Source organism: Streptomyces sp. NPDC042336 (assembly GCF_055581985.1).
In genome coordinates this window covers 71985-91541 of the sequence record NZ_JBVJEA010000017.1, presented here as the reverse complement: position 1 = coordinate 91541, position 19557 = coordinate 71985, and the positions used below count along the sequence as shown (strand labels likewise).

Sequence of the window (19557 nt, the reverse complement as noted above, 5' to 3'; positions counted from 1 at the left end):
CGCTCGCCCCAACTCCCTTGAGGTCTTTGGTGAAAAGCACACGAAAGGGTGATCGCTCACCCCGTCGCAATTGACGCCTTATCGGAAAGAAATGGGCTTTCCCCGGGGAGTTGCGCACACGGTCGGAACGGAAGGTGGGGCAGGCGCCCTCAAACCCTGCTGCGCAGGGTCATCAGCAGATAGGCGCAGAGCAGAGCGGTCAGCGACAACGTCATTGCACCGCCGACCGGTTGGGCGATCAGGCGCAGAACCTCGGCCAGGTACCGCTCACCGCCGAACGGCCACTGGGTCAGCAGGACTTCGCGCACCCGCATCGGGAACCCGGCGGCCGTCCGTACGGACGGACCCGCCCAGACCTTCTGTACGAGCGGTACGACGACGACCGGGACGGCGACCACGGCCGCCAGCCCGGCGGTGGTGGACCGGAAGACACCCGCGGCGAGCACTCCGGACCAGGCACACCCGACGACGAGCCCGAGCCAACCGGCGCTCAGCGCGGGCCAGTCCGCGGGGACCTCCGCGAGCTCCGGACCGTAGAGGAGACGGAGCACCTCGGCGTCGCAGCCCACCGTCAGGGCGGCCAGCAGGAGTGCGGCCGCCGCGGAGACGAGGAGTTTGGCGGTCAGCAGCCCCATGCGGCGGGGGACGGTGCCGCGGTCCGCCGCCAGGGCGGGGTGACGGAACTCGTCACCGAAGGCGAGGGCGCCGAGCAGCCCCGCGCCGAGCGCCGCGGGCGGCAGCGGGAGCTCCCGCGGCCACGCGGCCAGGAGCCGCGGCTGCGGGGTGTGTCCGACACGGGCGAGGACCACGGCGGTGACGGCGGACACGAGGAGCACGACCGCACCGGTGACGAACCCGGTGCGGATACCCGTCGCGCGACGGAGTTCGTAGCGCAGTGGACGGAGCGGGCTGGGAGCGGAGCGGACGGAGATGGGGGGCGGAAGCGTGGCGGCCGCTTCCCGGGCCGTCGCCCTGCCGGAGGCGAGGCCGCTGGACGGGCGCGGTGCTGGGTGCGGGGCGGCGTCGGGCGCGGAGGGCCCGGGAGGCCCGGGAGGCCCGGAAGGCCCGGGGTGGCGGACGGGGACGAGGGCTTGGCGGGGGCCGGGGGTTCTGCGCAGGACGGTCCCGGGTGCGGAGCCGTCCGGGTCCCCGGCCGTGTCCGCGGCTGGGCCTTGCTCCGTCACGGACGACGGACGCGGCGTACTGAGCGTCTCGGTGTCCTGAGCGTGGTCGCCGTCCGGCTCGCGTCGCTCCTGCTGCCGGGCCGCTGGGATCTCACCGGCTCCGGGACCCATGTCACCGACCTCGTCGGCCAGTTGGTGGACGAGGATCCCGTGCCGGAAAGCCGTTTCACCGATGTCGGCACACGTACTGCCGTAGACCGCGAGCCGGTTGCCGCCCTCGCGGACCACCTCGACGGAGCGGCGTGCCGTGCGGGCCTCCTTCGTCACCAGCGCGGCGAGGCGGGCGGCGTGCGGGCTGCGTACGGCGACGCGGGGCCGCAGCCGGGTACGGGAGTACTCCGCCGCCTCCTGGTCGGCGACGACTCTGCCCCGCTCCAGCGTGACGACGTGGTCGGCGCTGCGCGCGGCCTCCTTGGGGTCCGCCGTGCTGAACAGGACCGTGCCGCCCTGGGCGGCATGGGCGCGCAGGGCGCCGTGCAGCCGTCGGGCGTCCTGGGCGGAGAGTGCGCCGGCCGGGTCGTCGAGGATCAGGGTGTGCGGGTCGGGGACCAGCGCGCAGGCCAGTCCGAGGCGTCGGTCCATGCCGCGGGAGAGGGTGCCGAGGCGTTCGTCGCGCAGGTTCAGGAGATCGAGCGACTCCAGCACCTCGTCCGCCCGGCCGACGGATACGCCGGCCGCCGCGCACAGCATGCGGAGATGGCCGCGCACCGTACGGGCGGGGTGGCCCGGCACGTCCCCCAGCAGCACGCCCACCTCGCGCGAGGGGTGGGCGATGCGGTGCAGGGGGCGGCCTCTGAAGTAGGTGAGACCACGGCCCTGTTGGAGTTCGAGCATGAGCCTGAGTGCCGTCGTCTTGCCGGCGCCCGATGCTCCGAGCAGCGCGGTGACGCGGCCCGCGCGCGCCTCGAACGAGACGTCGTCGACGGCGGGCGGAAGCTCCTTGCGAGGGTTGCTGGTCAGTCCGAAGGCCTGGATCACCTGTAGCAGAATAGCGTGTGATATCCGTTTTTTCGGGCATCGCACCAGCCCGGCGTCATACCTCGGGGCGGAGCATCGGGGGGTTGAGGAGGGTCGCGCCGCCCGCACGGAAGAGCTGGGCGGGACGGCCGCCCTGGCGGGTGGTCGTCCCGCCGGTCGGGACGAGGAAGCCCGGAGTGCCCGTCACCTTCCGGTGGAAGTTGCGAGGATCGAGCGCCACGCTCCACACCGCCTCGTAGACACGGCGCAGCTCGCCCACGGTGAACTCGGGCGGGCAGAAGGCGGTGGCCAGGGACGAGTATTCGATCTTGGAGCGGGCTCGCTCCACCCCGTCGGCCAGAATCCGCGCGTGGTCGAAGGCGAGCGGGGCCGCCCCCTCGCCGGCACGGCCGTAGCCGCTCTGTTCCAGCAGTTCCTCGACCGGGGCCCAGCGGGCGTTGCTGGCGTCACCGCCCGCTCGCGGTGCGGGGAGGTCCGGGGCGAGCGCGAGGTGCGCGACGCTGACCACCCGCATGCGGGGGTCGCGCCCTGGGTCTCCGTATGTCGCGAGCTGCTCCAGGTGGGCGCCGTTGTCCTGGTTCGGCGCGGCCGGGTCGTGGACGCACAGCCCGGTCTCCTCGGCCAGCTCCCGCGCCGCCGCCTGCGCCAGGTCCTCGTCGGCCCGTACGAACCCGCCGGGCAGGGCCCACCGGCCCTGGAACGGAGGCTCACCCCTGCGCACCGCCAGCGCGCACAGGGAGTGGCGACGCACGGTCAGCACGACCAGGTCCACAGTGACGGCAAAGGGGGGAAAGGCTGACGGGTCGTAGGGCATGCGGCGATCATAGTCGTCTGCCTGACGATAAACACTCCCTTCGCCAACCACCGGGGGGACGGATCCGCTTCTCTCCGACCTGCGTCCCGCCGCTCGTTCCCGCGGGCCGCGCGAGGGGGCGTCGCACCAGGTCAGGCAGGTGATGTCGGCAAGGTGGCCGCCCCGTGGCACCCGCGTACCTTCCCAAGGCCGCGGCCACCCGTCTCAGGGGCATTCGCTCCCTCCTTGGCTCCCGTGCTCCGCCGTACCCGCCCCGTCCGGACGCGTCCCCTTCCGGCCCGTGCTCCGGCCCGTGGCCGGTGTCCCCGAGGTGTGCGGGCGCCTCCGGTCCGCCCGTGCGGCCCCAGGGTGGCGGGCACCGGAAGGGGTGCGGGGACGCATGACCCCGTTGCCCGGCTCGCGGCCCTGTGCCCGCACGCGGCGGGGGACGGCGTGGGGCGGCGGGGCGAGCGAAGCAGTGCGGCTCCGGCTGCCGGGCGGTGAGGCCGCCGGGGCCCGGGCGGGCTCCCCGGACGGTCCGCCGCCGTGTGCGTCGTCGTCCGCGGCGGCGTCTCCCGCGCCTCCACCGCCTTCCCCGCCCTCGCGCAGGCAGCGGCGGATCGACTCGGGGTCGAGGCCCTCGTTGCACGCCTGGTGCAGGAGCCGGGCGAAGAGGTAGTCGGGATCCGCGCCGAGGGCCATGGCCAGCGCCTCCCGCGCCTCCAGTTCGTCACCGGTGGACCAGGCGACCCAGCCCGCGAGGGTGAGGGGCGCGGCCGCGTGTTCGCCGTACGGGCCGACGCAGCGTCGGGCCAGGGCCCGCCAGAGGCGCATCGCGGGGGCGGCCGCGTCGCCCTCCATCCACGCGGCGGCGCGGTCGCGTGTCGTACGGTCCTGAAGTCCCAGGATCAGCGCCGCCGCCTCGTCGTGTCCCAGCAACTGGTCGTCACGCAGGTCCTGGGCCGGAACGCCGGACACGGGCGGGGCCTCGGCGAGGCGTCGCATGATCCGCTCCGCCGCCTCCAGCGTCTCCTCGGCCACCTCCGCGCGGCCTTCGGCGTCGAGGATCCGGGAGACCAGCGGCACGGCGGCCGCGTCCAGGGCCGCCGCCTGCGCGATCACGCCCGCGCCCTCCCTGGGCAGCATCCTGGCCCGCAGCTCGCTGAGGGAGCCGCGCACCTGGACACCGGCGTAGGTGGCCGCCGCGGCCAGCACGGACGTACCCGGCAGTCCCATGGAGAGGCCCTCGGCAGGGCAGCAGGCCTCTTCGTCGCAGCAGTACGACCAGAAGCGCCCGTCCGAGATGCACAGTGCTTCGACGACGGGGATGTCGAGGGCACCGCACTCGACGCGCAGCTTCTGGGCCAGCGGCCGCAGTCGTTCCATCACGTCCCGGCCGGTCTCACCCCTGCCCGGTTCCTGGCAGAGGTAGGCGACCATCTGCTCGGGCCGCACTCCGCGCCGCTCGCTTCCGGTCACCAGCCCGTGGACCAGTTGCCCGGCCGCTCCCGCCCAGTCGTCCGGGCTCGCCGGGATGCCGAGCCGTGCGCGGCCGCCGAACCGGCCCCGCCCGTCCCTGTCACGCAGGGCGGCCAGGACGATGCTGTCCTCGGGGCGGTATCCGAGCAGGTACGGCAGGGCGTCGGCGAGTTCGCCGGGGGTCCGCAGGGTGACCTGGTGTTCGTCTCCGGCGCTCTCGTGCGGGGCGCGGGGAGTCCGGCCCGGCCGTGGGGCCTGCGAGATGTCGCCGTTCTCGGAGGGGCCGGTCGTTTCGCTGTGGTTCGTCATGGCTCGACGATCTCGCGGATCGGAAAGTTCCGCTTTGCCCTGTGGATAACTGTCGGCAGGGGCACGTCACCTTGGCGATCCCGGGACAACTCCGGGGACCCGAAGCCCTATCCGGCCAGCGCCAGGACGAGCGGGAGCACCTCGCCGGCACCGGCCTGGCGCAGGAGACGTGCGCCCACGGCCAGGGTCCAGCCGGAGTCGCTGTAGTCGTCGACGAGCAGGACGGGGCCGGGGGTGCCGGCCAGGGCCGCGGCGAGTTCACCGGGCACGGTGAACGACTCGGCCAGGGCGCGCAGCCGCTGGGCGGAGTTGCTGCGGTGGGCGGCGTACTCGTCGGCGTGCGGGGTGTGGGCGAGGCTGCCCAGCAGCGGGAGCCGGCCGACCCGCGCCACTCCCTCGGCCAGAGAGGCGACCAGATGCGGGCGGGTGCGGGAGGGCATGGCGACGACACCCACGGGCCGCGCCACCGCGTCGGGAGAGCCGCAGGCCCAGCCGCCCGGTGAGCGGGCCCAGTCGGCGAGCACCGTCACGACGGCGCGCAGCACGTCGTCCGGAACCGGGCCGTCCGCCGCCTGCGCCGTCAGGAGCGGCCGCAGACGGTTGCCCCAGCCGATGTCCGACAGCCTCCCCAGCGCCCGCCCGGTGAGGGCCTGCTGACCCGCGGGGATGCGGCCCTTGAGGTCCATCCCGACCGCGGCGAGCCCGGTCGGCCACATCTTGCGCGGCTCGACCTCCACGCCCGGGCGGTCCAGCTCGCCCCTCGCCGCCGCGAGGGCCGCGGCGGAGACGGCCGGGTCCAGCCAGGGCCCGGCACAGGTGTCGCAGCGACCGCAGGGGGCGGCCTTCTCGTCGTCGAGCTGCCGCTGCAGGAACTCCATCCGGCATCCCGTGGTCGCCACGTAGTCCCGCATGGCCTGCTGCTCCGCCTGCCGCTGTCGGGCCACCCACGCGTACCGCTCCGCGTCGTACGCCCAGGCCTGTCCCGTGGCGGTCCAGCCGCCCTTCACGCGCTTGACCGCGCCGTCCACGTCCAGGACCTTGAGCATCGTCTCCAGCCGCGAACGGCGAAGCTCCACCAACGGCTCGAGCGCCGGAAGCGACATCGGCCGCCCCGCCTCCTCCAGCACCGCCAGCGTCCGCCGGACCTGCTCCTCCGGCGGGAAGCCCACCGAGGCGAAGTACGCCCAGATCGCCTCGTCCTCCCGCCCGGGCAGCAGCAGGACGTCCGCGTGGTCCACCCCACGCCCCGCACGCCCCACCTGCTGGTAGTACGCGATGGGGGACGAGGGCGACCCCAGGTGCACGACGAAGCCCAGGTCGGGCTTGTCGAAGCCCATGCCCAGCGCCGACGTCGCCACGAGCGCCTTCACCCGGTTCGCCAGCAGGTCCTCCTCCGCCTGCAACCGGTCGGCGTTCTCCGTCTTCCCCGTGTAGGAGGCCACCGGATATCCGCGCTGCCGCAGGAACGCCGCGACCTCCTCGGCCGCCGCGACCGTCAGCGTGTAGATGATCCCGGAACCGGGCAGGTCCCCCAGCCGCTCCCCCAGCCACGCCAGCCGGTGCGCCGCGTCCGGGAGCTCCAGCACCCCCAGTCGCAGGCTCTCCCGGTCGAGCGGCCCCCGCAGCACCAGAGCGTCCCCGCCCCCCGTGCCCACCTGCTCCGCCACGTCGGCCGTGACCCGCGCGTTGGCGGTCGCGGTGGTGGCCAGCACCGGCACTCCGGCCGGCAGCTCGGCCAGCATGGTGCGCAGCCGGCGGTAGTCGGGGCGGAAGTCGTGGCCCCAGTCGGAGATGCAGTGCGCCTCGTCGACGACGAGCAGGCCGGTGGTGGACGCGAGCTTCGGCAGTACCTGATCGCGGAAGTCCACGGAATTGAGGCGCTCCGGACTCACCAGGAGGACGTCGGTCTCACCCCGCTCGACCTCGCCGTAGATCGCTTCCCAGTCCTCCGGGTTCGCCGAGTTGATCGTGCGCGCCCGGATCCCCGCCCGCGCGGCCGCCTCGACCTGGTTGCGCATCAGCGCCAGCAGGGGCGAGATGATCACCGTGGGCCCCGCGCCACGCCGACGCAGCAGGGCGGTGGCGACGAAGTACACGGCCGACTTGCCCCAGCCGGTGCGCTGCACCACCAGAGCACGCCGGTGCTCCTCCACCAGGGCCGCGACCGCCTGCCACTGATCCTCCCGCAGCCGTGCCGAGCCGGCACGATCACCGACGAGCTCGGCGAGGACGGCGTCGGCTTCGGTCCGGAGTTCCACGTGGTCCATACCCCCATGCAACCCGATGCCACTGACAATCGGCGAATCCGGAACGGACCGTGACGCGTGCCGTGCCCCATGCGTCGCCCGGTGACACTCCGGGTAGGGATATAGAGCGCACATCAGCCGATATGGGTCCCGGGTCTCAATTGCTCGTTGCCGCATCCCAGTTCGACAGGAAGAATTGAAGTCCGCTCCCCGCACGGCCCCTCCGTGACCCGGCAGGGCTTCGCTGTGGTGCGCGCTCCCCGAATCCGACCCTGCCCGCAGTGTGGGCGCGTAGCCGAAGGGAGGAACGTGACCTTCGGATTCGCTCCGTCCTCGGCGGCCTCGCTTTCGTCGTCCGCCGTTTCCGCCACTCGCATGCTCGAACCGGCGGAGTGGGCCGCCGCCGGGATACCGCTGCTGCGCAATCCTCGCGAGGTCGTCACCGGACTGCACTCGCGGCACCGCCCCGAACCGGCGACGGCGGTCGTGGCCGTGCTCGACCCGGACGAACGACTGCGCGCCAGCGCCTCGTTCACCAGCCGTCGCTCCCCCGCCGACGGATGGATGTTCCGCAACGCGCTGCTCTCCCAGCTGCGCCGGGTCATCCCGCACGATCTGCGACGCCGCACTCCGGTGCGCACCGCCGTGCTGCTCTACTGCCGTGAGGGCGACGCCCGTTGGACGCAGGAGGACGGCGCGTGGATGTGGGGGCTGCGGGACGCCTGCACACTGCACGGACTGCGCTGCGGTGCGTACATCACGCTGACCCGGGACGGCTGGCAGGTCCTCGGCGAGGGCCGCGGCGGGCGTCGGCCCAACGCGGCGTCCGAGCCGGAGCCCTTCGCCACGGCGGAGTCGCCGCCCCCGCCGCCACGCACCGGCGGGGTCGCCTCGGACGTGCTGCGCCGCGCCGCGGCCCGCTGAGCACCGCGGAGGTCCCGGCTCGGCGGCCATGACGGACCTGCCCGAGCGGTGATCCCGGTCCCGGCACTGGGCCACGGCGGGCCCGCCCGCGCGGCGTGCCGACTCGTCCGTGACCCGGACGGTGAGACGACTCGGTGCGACCCGACCGGCGCGCGCCACCGGTCCGGCCCCCCGGTCCGGCCTTCCGGTCCGGCCCGCCGGATCCGGCGACGCGTGTACCGCCGCACCTCGCCCGAGTCCTTATGGTCGGAGCACCCACCGGCCCCTCCTTCGGGCCCGATCCGCTACGGCACGACGTTGTCGGCGTACCCGGGCACGCCGAAGCCGCCTCCGTGCGGCGGGGGCTCCGGACAGACGCCCCGGGGTCGTACCGGCGTGCGCCGCAACCGTCGGAACGGACTCAGACGCCCGCGCCCAGCACCGAGTTGATCCGCTGCGGGTCGCCGCAGACGATCAGCAGGGCGCCGGCCCGCGAGTGGGCCGCGGTCAGGGCGGTGACAGCGGCGGCCTCGGGGCCGCCGTTGAGCGCGACCACGACCACGGCCCGCGAGGTGGCACGGTCCGCGACGGCGGCGTCGGCATAGAAGACGTCGTCGCCCGCGTCGTGCTGCGCCCAGTAGGCGGCATCGCCGAAGGACAGTTCGTGGGCCGCCCACGGGTGGGGGTCGCCGGTGGTGATCACCAGCACGTCACCGGGGGTACGACCCGAGTCCAGCAGCAGGTCCACGGCCTCTTCGGCGGCGTCGAGCGCACCGTCGGGCGTGGCCGGGATCAACTGGATCTGCGGGGCGGCCGAGGTGGCTGCCGGGGTGGCCGGACCCGAGGGTCCGGGTTGGGCCGCGGCCGTGTCGCGCGACGCGCGTTGCACCGGCGGTGCCGGCCGCACCGGGCCGGGACGGCCGGGGCGCGGCGGAGCCGCGGGACGGGGGCCGGGTACGGGGCGGGGGGTCGGCGCGGTGCGGCCGCTGGCCGGAGTGGCGCGGGGACCCTGGGCCTTCTCGTGAATCTGAGGCTCCTCGGGAATGAGAGGCATGAGCTGATATTTATCAAACGTTGGTGCGGCTCGCGTCGGCGGGTGGCACATACCTGCGAGCGGAACCGTCAGAAATCGAATCCGAGCTGACCCTCGATTTCCGGAACGCTTCCGTCCACCCAACTGCGGACCTTCTTGAGGTGCCGCCACTGGGGCAGCACATCAAGATACGCCCACGACAACCGGTGGTGCGGGGTGGGGCCCCGCTCCGCCAGTGCGGCCTTGTGCACGGGCGACGGATACCCGGCGTTGTCCGCAAAACCGAAGTCTGCATGGTCGACGCCCAGTTCGGCCATCATTTTGTCGCGCTGGACCTTGGCGAGCACCGAGGCCGCCGCGACGGCGACGCAGGACTGATCGCCCTTGATCACCGTACGGACCCGCCAAGGGGCGCCGAGGTAGTCGTGCTTGCCGTCGAGGATGACGGCGTCGGGACGGACCGGCAGGGTCTCCAGGGCACGCACCGCCGCCAGGCGCAGCGCGGCGGTCATGCCCAGCGCGTCGATCTCCTCCGGGGAGGCGTGTCCCAGGGCGTAGGACGTGACCCACGTCCGCAACTCGACGGCAAGTTCGGTGCGCCGCTTGATGGTGAGCAGCTTGGAGTCGGTCAGTCCGGCCGGGGGTCGGCGCAGTCCGGTGATCGCCGCACAGACGGTGACCGGGCCGGCCCACGCGCCGCGCCCCACCTCGTCGACACCGGCAATGACCTTCGCTCCGGTCGTGGCGCGAAGAGAGCGCTCGACGGTGTGAGTAGGTGGTTCGTACGGCATGGCGCGTCTAGCCTACGCCGCCGCGATCCCCGGGCGACACCCCGGTTGCCCGAACGGAACGGGGCTCCTCGCCGGCCGGGCTCAGGGGCCGTCCGGCCGCAGCAGCGGGACCATCAGCTGGTCGATCATTTCCTCCAGCTCGCGGTCCGTCCATTCACTTCCACAAATCTTCGAGCGATACATCATCATCGCCGGGATGGCGTCGAAGACGTATCCGTTGGCCGCGTCCTGCCGGACCTCTCCCCGCTCCATTCCGCGCTTGATGACCTCGCACAGCATCTTGAGGGTCGGCTCGACCACGCCTTTGATGATCACCGCATGGAAGCGCTCGGCCTGCATGGTGTCGCATTCGTGAATCACGGAACGCAGGGCGAACCCGGGGCGGCTGTACATCGCGTCGCGCGCCCTGCGGCAGAGTTCCAGCAGATCCTCGCGCACGCTTCCGAGGTCGGGGACCGTGTCGAAGTCCGGCAGTCCGGAGCGCAGCGCGTCCGCGACGAGATCTTCCTTGGACGGCCAGCGCCGGTAGACGGCCGCCTTGCCGGTCTGCGCGCCCGCGGCCACCCCCTCCATCGTCAGGCCGTTCCAGCCCACGGTGCCGAGCTGATCCAGCGCGGCTTCGAGGATGGCGCGCTCCAGGACCGCGCCACGCCGGCGGGAGGGTGTCTGGGCGGAGGCGGCCACCCAGTGCGAAGCAACCATGTCGGAGGTCTCCAGAAAGCGATGAAAACGGGTATTCGGGGACAAGGCGTACATCGCACGACCGCGACGGGGGACCGGACGCGCGACGACACGACAAGTGAACGGTTGCGTTCACTGTCTCCGTGTCACTAACGTTGAAGCAACAGTGAACGCAAGCGTTCACTAAGTCGTTCGTGGGGGACACATAGTGACAACCTCTTCTCTGCTCAAAGACCAGAAGCCGGGAGCAGCCCGCCGGGAGGGGCATCCCGGCATCGCACTCGCCGTCATCGCGGCCTGCCAACTCATGGTCGTACTCGACGCGACGATTGTGAACATCGCGCTTCCGCACATCCAGAACGCGCTCAACTTCAGCACCACCGACCTCACCTGGGTCGTCAGCGCCTACACGCTCACCTTCGGCGGCCTGCTCCTGCTCGGCGGCCGAGCCGGTGACATCCTCGGCAGGCGCCGGGTCTTCATGACCGGCATCCTGCTCTTCACCTTCGCGTCGCTGCTCGGCGGCTTCGCCCAGGAACCCTGGCAGCTTCTCGCGGCGCGCGTCCTGCAGGGCATGGGGGGCGCGATCGCGTCGCCCACGTCGCTGGCCCTTATCACCACCACCTTCCCGGAGGGGCCGGAGCGCAACCGGGCCTTCGGCGTCTTCGCCGCCGTCTCCGCGGGTGGCGGGGCCATCGGCCTGCTGGCGGGCGGCATGCTCACCGAGTGGCTCGACTGGCGCTGGGTGCTCTTCGTCAACGTGCCGATCGGTGTGCTGATCGCCGTGCTGGCGCCGCTCTACATCAACGAGTCCGAACGGCACTCCGGCCGCTTCGACATCGCCGGTGCGGTGACCTCGACGGCGGGTATGGCGTCTCTCGTCTACGGCTTCATCCGCGCCGCCGACGAGGGCTGGCGGGACAGCCTGACCATCGGCTCCTTCGCGGCCGCCGCGGTCCTGCTGCTGGGCTTCGTCCTCGTCGAGCAGCGTGCCAAGGAACCGATCACGCCGCTCAAGATGTTCGCCGACCGCAACCGCTCCGGCACGTACGTGATCATGCTGAGCCTGGCCGCGGCGATGTTCGGCATGTTCTTCTACATCGTGCTGTTCGTGCAGAACGTGCTCGGCTACACCCCCATCGAGGCCGGGCTGGCCTTCCTGCCGGTCACGGTCGTGATCGCGCTCGGTGCGGGTCTGTCGCAGCGCTTCCTGCCCGTCTTCGGCCCCAAGCCGTTCATGATCGCAGGCTCGGCGCTCGCCGCGCTCGGGCTCGGCTGGCAGGCCCTCATCAGCTCCGACAGCTCCTATGTCGGCGGGATCCTCGGACCGATGCTGATCTTCGGCTTCGGCATGGGGCTGAACTTCGTGACGCTGACGCTGACCGCGGTCTCCGGGGTCGCCCAGCACGAGGCGGGTGCGGCGTCGGGCCTGCTCAACGCCATGCAGCAGGTGGGCGGATCGATCGGTCTCGCCATCCTGACGACGGTCTTCGGCACGGCCAGCAGGGACGAGGCGGAGAAGCAGGTGCCGGACTTCCTCGCCACGGGTTCGCCGGAGCAGAAGGCGGAGTTCGCCCAGACCCATCAGCTGCCCGCGCCCTGGTCGCACGACGTGCTGGCACAGGGCATCTCGGCCGCCTTCATCCCGGCCGCCGCCATGGCCGTACTCGCCCTGGCCACGGCGTGGCTGGTGATACGCGTACGCAAGAGCGACCTGGACGCCCTGTCCGGCACGGCCGGCCCGGGCATGGGCTGACCCCTCGGGGCACCGGGCCGGGCGTGTGGGGCCACCGGTGGGCGTCCCACACGCCCGCCGGGGTCCACGCCGCCGGTCCGGCGGCACCCGGCCGGTCAGCCGGGCGTGCGGAGCCAGGGGCGGCACGAGGCGCAGCAGTGCGCCGGACAGCACCGCGAGGAACACCGAAAGCGTTTCCACGTCCCACCCACCCCCACGGCCACCGGACCTTCCGGACCTGCCCGGGGCCCGTGCCCCGCACAGCGGTTGTCACGACAACGCGCGAGCGGTCACGCAGAGTTCCCTTCGCATACGGAGAGTTTCCTGGCGGGGCGTGTCAGGCCGACGCCGTCATCCAGGCGGGCCACGCCTCGACGCGCCCCGCCCACTCGGCCGGGGGCGCCCCCGCCTTGCCGGCCGCGATCACTCCGCCCACGATGGCGCAGGTCGTGTCCACGTCCCCGCCGACCTGGGCGGTCGTCCAGAACGCGGTCTCGTAGTCCCCGAGGGCGCGGGCCGCGGACCAGAGGGCGAAGGGGACCGTGTCATGCGCGGTCGTACGCCGGCCACAGCCCAGGACCGCCGCCACGGTCGTCGCGTCGCCGTAGTCGAGCATGTCCCGGGCGCGGCGCAGTCCGGCGCCCACCGCGCTCTTCGGCACCAACGCGATCACACCGTCGAGGAGCGCGTGCGCGGAGGGCGGACCGGCCGCATCGGCGGCCAGCGCCGCGGCCGCCGCGACGGCCATGGCGCCGACCACCGCCTCACGGTGCTGGTGGGTCGGGTAGGCCGAGATCTCCGCCTGGTGCGTCGCCTGCTCCGGATCGTCCGCGTACCAGGCACCGAGCGGCGCGACGCGCATGGCGGCGCCGTTGCCCCAGGAGCCCTGCCCGTTGAACAGCGCCGCGGCGAGCTCGCGCCAGTCGCCGCCTTCCCGGACCAGCCGGAGCAACCGGTTGACCGCGGGACCGTACCCCCGGTCGAAGTCGTGGTGCCGGGCGAAGGAGAGCGCCAGGGCGTCCTGGTCGATGCGGTGGTGGGCGGCCAGGACGGACACCACGGAACACGCCATTTCGGTGTCGTCCGTCCACTGCCAGGTGCCGGGCGGCAGCTCGCGGCGCATGAGCAGCGGATAGTTCGCGGGAACGAAGAACTGCGAGCCCAGCGCGTCCCCCACCGACAGTCCGCGCAGGCTGGCCAGGGCCCGGTCCAGGCGCCCGTCAGGAGAAGAATGAGCGGTCATCGCCCTGCCACTCTATCCGGTGATCCCGTACGGTTCCGGATCTCGCCAGCGTTCGAAGGGCCGGTCAAGGGTGTACCTGCCGTCCTCACCGAGAACGAGCATCCGCATCTCGGCGTTCCCCGGGTTGGCCAGCGACTCGAACTCCGCGACCGTCCAGTGGAACCACCTCATGCAGAACAGCCGCATGGCGAGCCCGTGCGTCACCAGCAGCACGTTCGGCGGGTGGTCGGGGTCCTCGAAGCTGCGGAACAGGCTCTCCAGGAAGCCGCCGACCCGGTCGTACACGTCGGCGCCGGACTCTCCCTGGGCGAAGCGGTAGAAGAAGTGCCCGTAGGCGTCGCGGTAGGCCTTCTGCAGGCGCACGTCGTCGCGGTCCTGCCAGTTGCCCCAGTCCTGCTCGCGCAGCCGGGGCTCCTCGCGTATCCGTATGAGATCCGGGTCGAGGCGGAAGGCGCGGAGGGTCTCGTGGGTGCGGCGGTACGGGGAGACGTACACGCTGATCCGGTCGCGGCCGAACACCTCGCGCAGGCGCTTCCCGGTCTCCTCGGCCTGCGCCCGGCCCCGGTCGGTGAGGGCGAGCGCGTGGTCGGGTTCGCGCTCGTACACGGTGTCATCGACGTTGCCGGTCGACTCGCCGTGCCGGACAAGAACGATGCGCCGTGGTCGTGCCATGCCAGAACCCTAGATCGAGACCGCCGGAACCAAGCACTCGTACGGGCCCCGTACGGCGTACGTCACACAGTTTCCACACCTGGGCGAGTCGGGGCGGGTCCGGGTCTCAAACGGTCCAGGAGGGTTCCAGTTGCACGATGTCGCCCGTCAGCGCCGAGATGTCGGCCTCCGTCTGGGCGCGCAGGGCGAGCCGCTCCACCCGCTCGGTGCGGTATTTCCCGTGTTCGGCGGCCGACAGCCACATGGACAGCACGAGGTACTCGTTGTACCCGTTGCCCGGTGCCTCGCCGAACAGGCCGCGGATCATGCCGGGCGAGCCGGCCATCGCCGGGTTCCAGACCTTCTCCTGCATGAGGACGTAGTGCTCGGCCCTTTCCTCGTGGACCCGGCACAGCGCCACCCGCAGCAGGTCGGCGTCGGTGAAGCGCGGCTCGAACCCGGTCTTCACGTCGAACCGGTAGTCGAAGAGCCTGACCTGGGCGTCCTTGAAGGTGCCCGCCTGCGCGGAGGCCAGCCTGTCGTGGGAGCGGGCCATGAAGGAGTCGTAGAAGGCACGGCTCTCCCAGAAGGCGAAGACGTGCGCCACGTCCGGCCGCCCCCGGCTCCAGCCACCCCCCTGCCCCCGAAAACCCGGCTCCCCCGGAAGCCCCGCCCACTTCCGCTGCCCCCGCTCGAAACCGCGGCGGTCCACCACGGTGCAGCGAATCCACTTGACCAGCACCGCGCCATGGTAAGGCCAGGAACCCGGCGCCGGTCGCTCTCCGGAGGACCGCTTGCCCGCGCCCTCGTCCCGGTGCGTGGCAGGATGGACAACCGGCCGTCATCGTCCGGCAGTTCAGGAGGCCGGGCAGGGCGGGGGACCTGGGAAGGGGAAGTCTGTGAACGGCCTCAGCAAGGGCATGGGCAAGGTCGAGGTCGCGCTGCGGTGGGACCCGAGTCCGGCGGGACAGCCGCCCACCGACCTGGATCTCGTCGCCGCGACCTATCCGGCCGACGATCCGCACGGCGCCCCCGCCTACGTGGTGCACTTCGACAGCCGCTCGCCGGACGGCACGATCTATCTCAACCGGGACAGCAAGGACGGCAAGGGCTTCGGTTTCGACGAGGTCATGACACTGGAGCTGGAGCGGCTGGACGCCCGGTACTCGCGCGTGGTGGTGGGCGTCGCCATACAGCAGCACACCGAGGACCGGTCCTTCGGCGACGTGGTCAACCCGGGCCTGCGTATCCGTGAGGGTTACACCGACCTGGCCGCGGAGGACTTCGCCGGCGTCCCGGGCGCCACCGCGGCGACGGTCGCGGAGTTCGTCCGGGACGAGTCGGGGGCGTGGGAGTTCCGGGCCGGCGTGCACGGCTTCGAGGGAGACCCGGCGACGTTCACCAGGGTGATGGGAACGGCGCGCCGGCCGTGACGGCGCACGGACGTAGGTAAGGGGCGCCTCGCCAGGGCGAGCGCCCCTTACACATGCGCTCGCGCGTTCGTGCAAGCCCATGTGCGCCGGGATGGCGTCCCGTCACGTTCCGCCCGTCCCGCGGCCGAGCGCAAGCATCGCCTCGGCGACCTCGCCGACCGCCGCCTCGGGGATCGCGGTGGCGGCCTCCTCCAGCACGAGCAGCCGGGCCCGGGGAATCTCGCGCGCGATCGCCTCGCCGTTGCCGACGGGGAAGAACGGGTCGCGGCGACCGTGGACGACGAGCGTGGGGATCTCGATCTCGGGCAGGCGCTCACGCCAGCGGGGTGCGCAGTCGAGCCTGGAGAACACCATGCCCAGCTGGTTGGCCGTCTGGACCGGGACGGCGGTGCCGGGCGTGCGGTCCCAGACGCGCGCGGCGGTCGCGCGCGCGGCGGCGGGGTCGTTGCCGAGGACCTCGGCGCCGGTGGCGGCGAACTCGGCCACCGCCTCGCGGTGGGTCCAGTCGGGCTTCGGCCGCGCGAACAGACGCCTCATCGTCGCCCGGTCGTGGTCGGGAAGGTCGTCGTCCGGCGGGCCGGGCGCGACGGGGCGGGTGCCGGCCAGCGTGAGCGCCGTGAACGCGCCCGGGTGGTCGAGCGCGGCCACCTGCGCGACCATTCCTCCGACGCCGATGCCGGCCAGGTGCGCGGGCCCGGAGCCGAGCGCGTCGGGTAGGGCGGCCGCGTCGGCGGCGAGGTCGCGCAGGGTGTAGGTGGGCGCCTCCGGGTCCGCCGTGGTCGACTCTCCGCTGTCGCGCAGGTCGTAGCGGACGACGCGGCGCCCGCCGGCGGCGAGGCGCTCGCAGAGCGCGTCGGGCCACGAGAGCATCGTCGTCCCGCCGACGAGCAGGACGAGTGGCGCGTCGTCGTCACCGAACGACTCGATGCCCAAGGCGATCTCATTGACGCTGACTGTTGCCATCGGAACCCCGGAAGGTGTCGTGGGTCGGGTGTGTCACAGTGCAGACCCGATCCGGCGCCCGAAGTCATCGCTCACGGGTGAACCGTGTGCCGGAGGTGAGTGTGGTCGGATCCCCGGCACACGCAGAAGGGGACCGGCCGATGGCCGGCCCCCTTCTGGACCCGCGGATCACGCGCAGGTCACCCGCAGGTCAACCCACAGATCAGCTGCAACCGCTGGTCGAGCCGCAGCCCTCGCAGATGTAGCAGGAGCCGGCGCGCTGCATCTTCGTGCCGCAGGAGAAGCAGAGCGGGGCGTCGGCCTGGATGCCCAGCTGCATCTCCACCAGTTCGGCGCTGGTGTGCGCCTGCTGCGGAGCGGGCTTGGCGGCCTCGACCTCGGCCTTCGGCGTGGCGACGGCCTTCAGTTCCTGGGCCCGCGGCGCCGACTGGGCAAGGCCCTCGACGTCCATCTCGTCGTCGGACGGCTCGTACGAACCGGTCTCCAGGTGGCGCTGACGCTCCTCGGCGGAGTGGATGCCGAGCGCGGAGCGCGTCTCGAAGGGCAGGAAGTCCAGCGCCAGGCGACGGAAGATGTAGTCGACGATCGACTGCGCCATCCGCACGTCCGGGTCGTCCGTCATGCCGGCCGGCTCGAAGCGCATGTTGGTGAACTTCGAGACGTACGTCTCCAGCGGCACGCCGTACTGGAGGCCGACGGAGACCGCGATGGAGAAGGCGTCCATCATGCCCGCGAGGGTCGAGCCCTGCTTGGACATCTTGAGGAAGACCTCGCCGAGACCGTCGTCCGGGTAGGAGTTGGCGGTCATGTAGCCCTCGGCGCCGCCGACGGTGAAGGACGTGGTGATGCCGGGGCGTCCCTTCGGGAGGCGCTTGCGGACCGGGCGGTACTCGACGACCTTCTCGACCGTCTCGCGGATCGCCGCCTCGGTCTTCTCGGTGATCTCCGCCTTCTCCGTGTCCTTGACCGTCTTGGTCTTGGCGGAGAGGGGCTGGCCCACCTTGCAGTTGTCGCGGTAGATGGCGAGCGCCTTGACGCCCATCTTCCACGCCTCGAAGTAGACCTCCTCGACGTCCTCGACGGTCGCCGACTCCGGCAGGTTGACCGTCTTGGAGAGGGCGCCGGAGATCCAGGGCTGGATGGCGGCCATCATGCGGACGTGGCCCATCGCGGAGATGGAGCGCTCGCCCATCGCGCAGTCGAACACCTCGTAGTGCTCGTGCGCCAGACCGGGGGCGTCGATCACGTTGCCGTGCTCGGCGATGTGGGCGACGATCGCCTCGATCTGCTCCTCCTGGTAGCCCAGGCGGCGCAGGGCCTGCGGGACGGTGCCGTTGACGATCTGCATCGAGCCGCCGCCGACCAGCTTCTTGAACTTGACCAGCGCGAGGTCGGGCTCGAGGCCGGTGGTGTCGCAGGACATCGCGAGACCGATGGTGCCGGTCGGGGCGATGACGGACGCCTGGGAGTTGCGGAAGCCGTTCTTCTCGCCGAGGCGCAGCACGTCCTGCCAGGCCTCGGTGGCGGCGGCCCAGATCGGCGTGTCGAGGTCGTCCATGCGGACGGCCTTGGCGTTCTCGTCGGAGTGCTGCTTCATGACCCGCAGGTGCGGCTTGGCGTTGCGGGCGTAGCCGTCGTACGGGCCGACGATCGCGGCGAGTTCGGCGGAGCGGCGGTACGACGTGCCGGTCATCAGGGAGGTGATGGCGCCGGCCAGGGCGCGGCCGCCGTCGGAGTCGTAGGCGTGGCCGGTCGCCATCAGCAGGGCGCCGAGGTTGGCGTAGCCGATGCCGAGCTGGCGGAAGGCGCGGGTGTTCTCGCCGATCTTCTGGGTCGGGAAGTCCGCGAAGCAGATGGAGATGTCCATCGCGGTGATGACGAGCTCGACGACCTTGGAGAAGCGCTCGGCGTCGAAGGACTGGTTGCCCTTGCCGTCGTCCTTCAGGAACTTCATCAGGTTCAGCGAGGCGAGGTTGCAGGACGTGTTGTCCAGGTGCATGTACTCGCTGCACGGGTTCGAGCCGTTGATGCGGCCGGACTCCGGGCAGGTGTGCCAGGCGTTGATGGTGTCGTCGTACTGGATGCCGGGGTCGGCACAGGCCCAGGCGGCCTCGGCCATCTTGCGGAAGAGCGCCTTGGCGTCGACCTCCTCGATGACCTCGCCCGTCATGCGGGACGTCAGACCGAACTTGCCGCCGTCCTGCACGGCCTTCATGAACGTGTCGTTCACCCGGACCGAGTTGTTGGCGTTCTGGTACTGGACGGACGTGATGTCGTCGCCGCCCAGGTCCATGTCGAAGCCCGCGTCGCGCAGGGCGCGGATCTTCTCCTCTTCCTTCACCTTGGTCTGGATGAAGTCCTCGATGTCGGGGTGGTCGACGTCGAGGATGACCATCTTGGCCGCGCGGCGGGTGGCGCCGCCGGACTTGATGGTGCCGGCGGAGGCGTCGGCGCCGCGCATGAAGGAGACCGGTCCCGAGGCGTTGCCGCCGGAGGAGAGCAGCTCCTTGGAGCTGCGGATCCGGGAGAGGTTCAGGCCGGCGCCCGAGCCGCCCTTGAAGATCATGCCCTCTTCCTTGTACCAGTCGAGGATCGACTCCATGGAGTCGTCGACGGACAGGATGAAGCAGGCGGAGACCTGCTGCGGCTGGGGCGTGCCGACGTTGAACCACACCGGGCTGTTGAAGCTGAAGATCTGGTGCAGGAGGGCGTAGGCCAGCTCGTGCTCGAAGATCTCGGCGTCGGCGGGCGAGGCGAAGTACTTGTTGTCCTCACCGGCCTTCCGGTACGTCTTCACGATGCGGTCGATGAGCTGCCGCAGGCTCACCTCGCGCTGCGGGGTGCCGACGGCGCCCCGGAAGTACTTGCTGGTGACGATGTTGACCGCGTTCACCGACCAGAACTCGGGGAACTCGACGCCACGCTGCTCGAAGTTGACCGAGCCGTCGCGCCAGTTGGTCATGACGACGTCACGGCGTTCCCAGGCCACCTCGTCGTAGGGGTGGACGCCGGGAGTGGTGTGGACGCGCTCGACGCGGAGTCCCTTGCCCGCCTTGGTGCCCTTGGCGCGGGAACTCCGTGCCGGACCGCTCGCCGTCTCTGTCATGCCGCCTCCCTGTACGGGCGAAAACGCCC

15 protein-coding genes are annotated in these 19557 nt (G+C 71.8%); 3 read left to right on the top strand and 12 right to left on the bottom strand.

Annotated elements, in window-relative coordinates; translation table 11 throughout:
• Positions 1 to 149: 149 nt before the first annotated feature.
• The 4 genes from ACZ6IM_RS29795 to ACZ6IM_RS29780 all read right to left on the bottom strand — a co-directional run bounded on the left by ACZ6IM_RS29795 (position 150) and on the right by ACZ6IM_RS29780 (position 7010).
• On the bottom strand, positions 150 to 2162 hold the full coding sequence (locus ACZ6IM_RS29795; protein WP_052840093.1) for an ABC transporter ATP-binding protein: 2013 nt from the start codon (positions 2160 to 2162) through the stop codon (positions 150 to 152).
• A gap of 55 nt (positions 2163 to 2217) precedes the next feature.
• Positions 2218 to 2976: an NUDIX hydrolase gene (locus tag ACZ6IM_RS29790; RefSeq protein WP_052840094.1), complete on the bottom strand. Its 759-nt coding sequence runs from the start codon at positions 2974 to 2976 to the stop codon at positions 2218 to 2220.
• A 204-nt stretch (positions 2977 to 3180) separates the two neighbouring features.
• On the bottom strand, positions 3181 to 4743 hold the full coding sequence (locus tag ACZ6IM_RS29785) for a DUF4192 domain-containing protein (RefSeq protein ID WP_052840095.1): 1563 nt from the start codon (positions 4741 to 4743) through the stop codon (positions 3181 to 3183).
• Positions 4744 to 4850: 107 nt separating this feature from the next.
• Entirely contained in the window at positions 4851 to 7010 is a 2160-nt protein-coding gene (locus ACZ6IM_RS29780) for a RecQ family ATP-dependent DNA helicase (protein ID WP_052840096.1), read from the bottom strand.
• A gap of 288 nt (positions 7011 to 7298) precedes the next feature.
• Here ACZ6IM_RS29780 and ACZ6IM_RS29775 point away from each other — a divergent pair, with 288 nt between their 5' ends.
• Entirely contained in the window at positions 7299 to 7913 is a 615-nt protein-coding gene (locus tag ACZ6IM_RS29775) for a hypothetical protein (protein WP_052840097.1), read from the top strand.
• A gap of 400 nt (positions 7914 to 8313) precedes the next feature.
• Here ACZ6IM_RS29775 and ACZ6IM_RS29770 read toward each other — a convergent pair whose 3' ends face one another.
• The 3 genes from ACZ6IM_RS29770 to ACZ6IM_RS29760 form a co-directional block, all read right to left on the bottom strand.
• Positions 8314 to 8946, bottom strand: a complete 633-nt coding sequence (locus ACZ6IM_RS29770; RefSeq protein ID WP_469560614.1) for a hypothetical protein — start codon at positions 8944 to 8946, stop codon at positions 8314 to 8316.
• 68 nt (positions 8947 to 9014) lie between these two features.
• On the bottom strand, positions 9015 to 9716 hold the full coding sequence (locus tag ACZ6IM_RS29765) for a ribonuclease HII (protein ID WP_469560611.1): 702 nt from the start codon (positions 9714 to 9716) through the stop codon (positions 9015 to 9017).
• Positions 9717 to 9797: 81 nt separating this feature from the next.
• Positions 9798 to 10418 (bottom strand): TetR/AcrR family transcriptional regulator, encoded by a 621-nt coding sequence (locus ACZ6IM_RS29760; protein ID WP_052840101.1) that lies wholly within the window; start codon positions 10416 to 10418, stop codon positions 9798 to 9800.
• A 187-nt stretch (positions 10419 to 10605) separates the two neighbouring features.
• Here ACZ6IM_RS29760 and ACZ6IM_RS29755 point away from each other — a divergent pair, with 187 nt between their 5' ends.
• Complete coding sequence (locus ACZ6IM_RS29755) at positions 10606 to 12153, top strand: MFS transporter (protein WP_052840104.1); 1548 nt, start codon at positions 10606 to 10608, stop codon at positions 12151 to 12153.
• 316 nt (positions 12154 to 12469) lie between these two features.
• Here ACZ6IM_RS29755 and ACZ6IM_RS29750 read toward each other — a convergent pair whose 3' ends face one another.
• From ACZ6IM_RS29750 to ACZ6IM_RS29740, 3 genes are all read right to left on the bottom strand, one after another.
• The gene (locus ACZ6IM_RS29750) at positions 12470 to 13375 is read right to left on the bottom strand and encodes an ADP-ribosylglycohydrolase family protein (protein ID WP_052840106.1); all 906 of its coding nucleotides are present in this window, start codon (positions 13373 to 13375) and stop codon (positions 12470 to 12472) included.
• Between the two features lie 12 nt (positions 13376 to 13387).
• Complete coding sequence (locus tag ACZ6IM_RS29745) at positions 13388 to 14047, bottom strand: histidine phosphatase family protein (protein ID WP_052840108.1); 660 nt, start codon at positions 14045 to 14047, stop codon at positions 13388 to 13390.
• A 106-nt stretch (positions 14048 to 14153) separates the two neighbouring features.
• The gene (locus ACZ6IM_RS29740; protein ID WP_052840110.1) at positions 14154 to 14768 is read right to left on the bottom strand and encodes a YdbC family protein; all 615 of its coding nucleotides are present in this window, start codon (positions 14766 to 14768) and stop codon (positions 14154 to 14156) included.
• Between the two features lie 157 nt (positions 14769 to 14925).
• Between ACZ6IM_RS29740 and ACZ6IM_RS29735 the strand changes: the two genes are divergently transcribed.
• Positions 14926 to 15459 (top strand): TerD family protein, encoded by a 534-nt coding sequence (locus ACZ6IM_RS29735; protein WP_052840112.1) that lies wholly within the window; start codon positions 14926 to 14928, stop codon positions 15457 to 15459.
• Between the two features lie 102 nt (positions 15460 to 15561).
• On the opposite strand, the gene ACZ6IM_RS29730 is transcribed toward ACZ6IM_RS29735, so the two are convergent.
• Both ACZ6IM_RS29730 and ACZ6IM_RS29725 read right to left on the bottom strand, forming a co-directional pair.
• Positions 15562 to 16422: an alpha/beta fold hydrolase gene (locus tag ACZ6IM_RS29730; protein WP_052840116.1), complete on the bottom strand. Its 861-nt coding sequence runs from the start codon at positions 16420 to 16422 to the stop codon at positions 15562 to 15564.
• Positions 16423 to 16624: 202 nt separating this feature from the next.
• Positions 16625 to 19528: a vitamin B12-dependent ribonucleotide reductase gene (locus ACZ6IM_RS29725; protein ID WP_052840118.1), complete on the bottom strand. Its 2904-nt coding sequence runs from the start codon at positions 19526 to 19528 to the stop codon at positions 16625 to 16627.
• Positions 19529 to 19557: the final 29 nt, after the last annotated feature.

What these genes read in the sequence shown, in the direction of transcription:
- ACZ6IM_RS29785 (WP_052840095.1), bottom strand. Translation starts at nt 4,743, where the DNA reads ATGACGAACCACAGCGAAACGACCGGCCCCTCCGAGAACGGCGACATC.
- ACZ6IM_RS29790 (WP_052840094.1), bottom strand. Translation starts at nt 2,976, where the DNA reads ATGCCCTACGACCCGTCAGCCTTTCCCCCCTTTGCCGTCACTGTGGAC.
- ACZ6IM_RS29780 (WP_052840096.1), bottom strand. Translation starts at nt 7,010, where the DNA reads ATGGACCACGTGGAACTCCGGACCGAAGCCGACGCCGTCCTCGCCGAG.
- ACZ6IM_RS29725 (WP_052840118.1), bottom strand. Translation starts at nt 19,528, where the DNA reads ATGACAGAGACGGCGAGCGGTCCGGCACGGAGTTCCCGCGCCAAGGGC.
- ACZ6IM_RS29745 (WP_052840108.1), bottom strand. Translation starts at nt 14,047, where the DNA reads ATGGCACGACCACGGCGCATCGTTCTTGTCCGGCACGGCGAGTCGACC.
- ACZ6IM_RS29770 (WP_469560614.1), bottom strand. Translation starts at nt 8,946, where the DNA reads ATGCCTCTCATTCCCGAGGAGCCTCAGATTCACGAGAAGGCCCAGGGT.
- ACZ6IM_RS29750 (WP_052840106.1), bottom strand. Translation starts at nt 13,375, where the DNA reads ATGACCGCTCATTCTTCTCCTGACGGGCGCCTGGACCGGGCCCTGGCC.
- ACZ6IM_RS29730 (WP_052840116.1), bottom strand. Translation starts at nt 16,422, where the DNA reads ATGGCAACAGTCAGCGTCAATGAGATCGCCTTGGGCATCGAGTCGTTC.
- ACZ6IM_RS29765 (WP_469560611.1), bottom strand. Translation starts at nt 9,716, where the DNA reads ATGCCGTACGAACCACCTACTCACACCGTCGAGCGCTCTCTTCGCGCC.
- ACZ6IM_RS29760 (WP_052840101.1), bottom strand. Translation starts at nt 10,418, where the DNA reads ATGGTTGCTTCGCACTGGGTGGCCGCCTCCGCCCAGACACCCTCCCGC.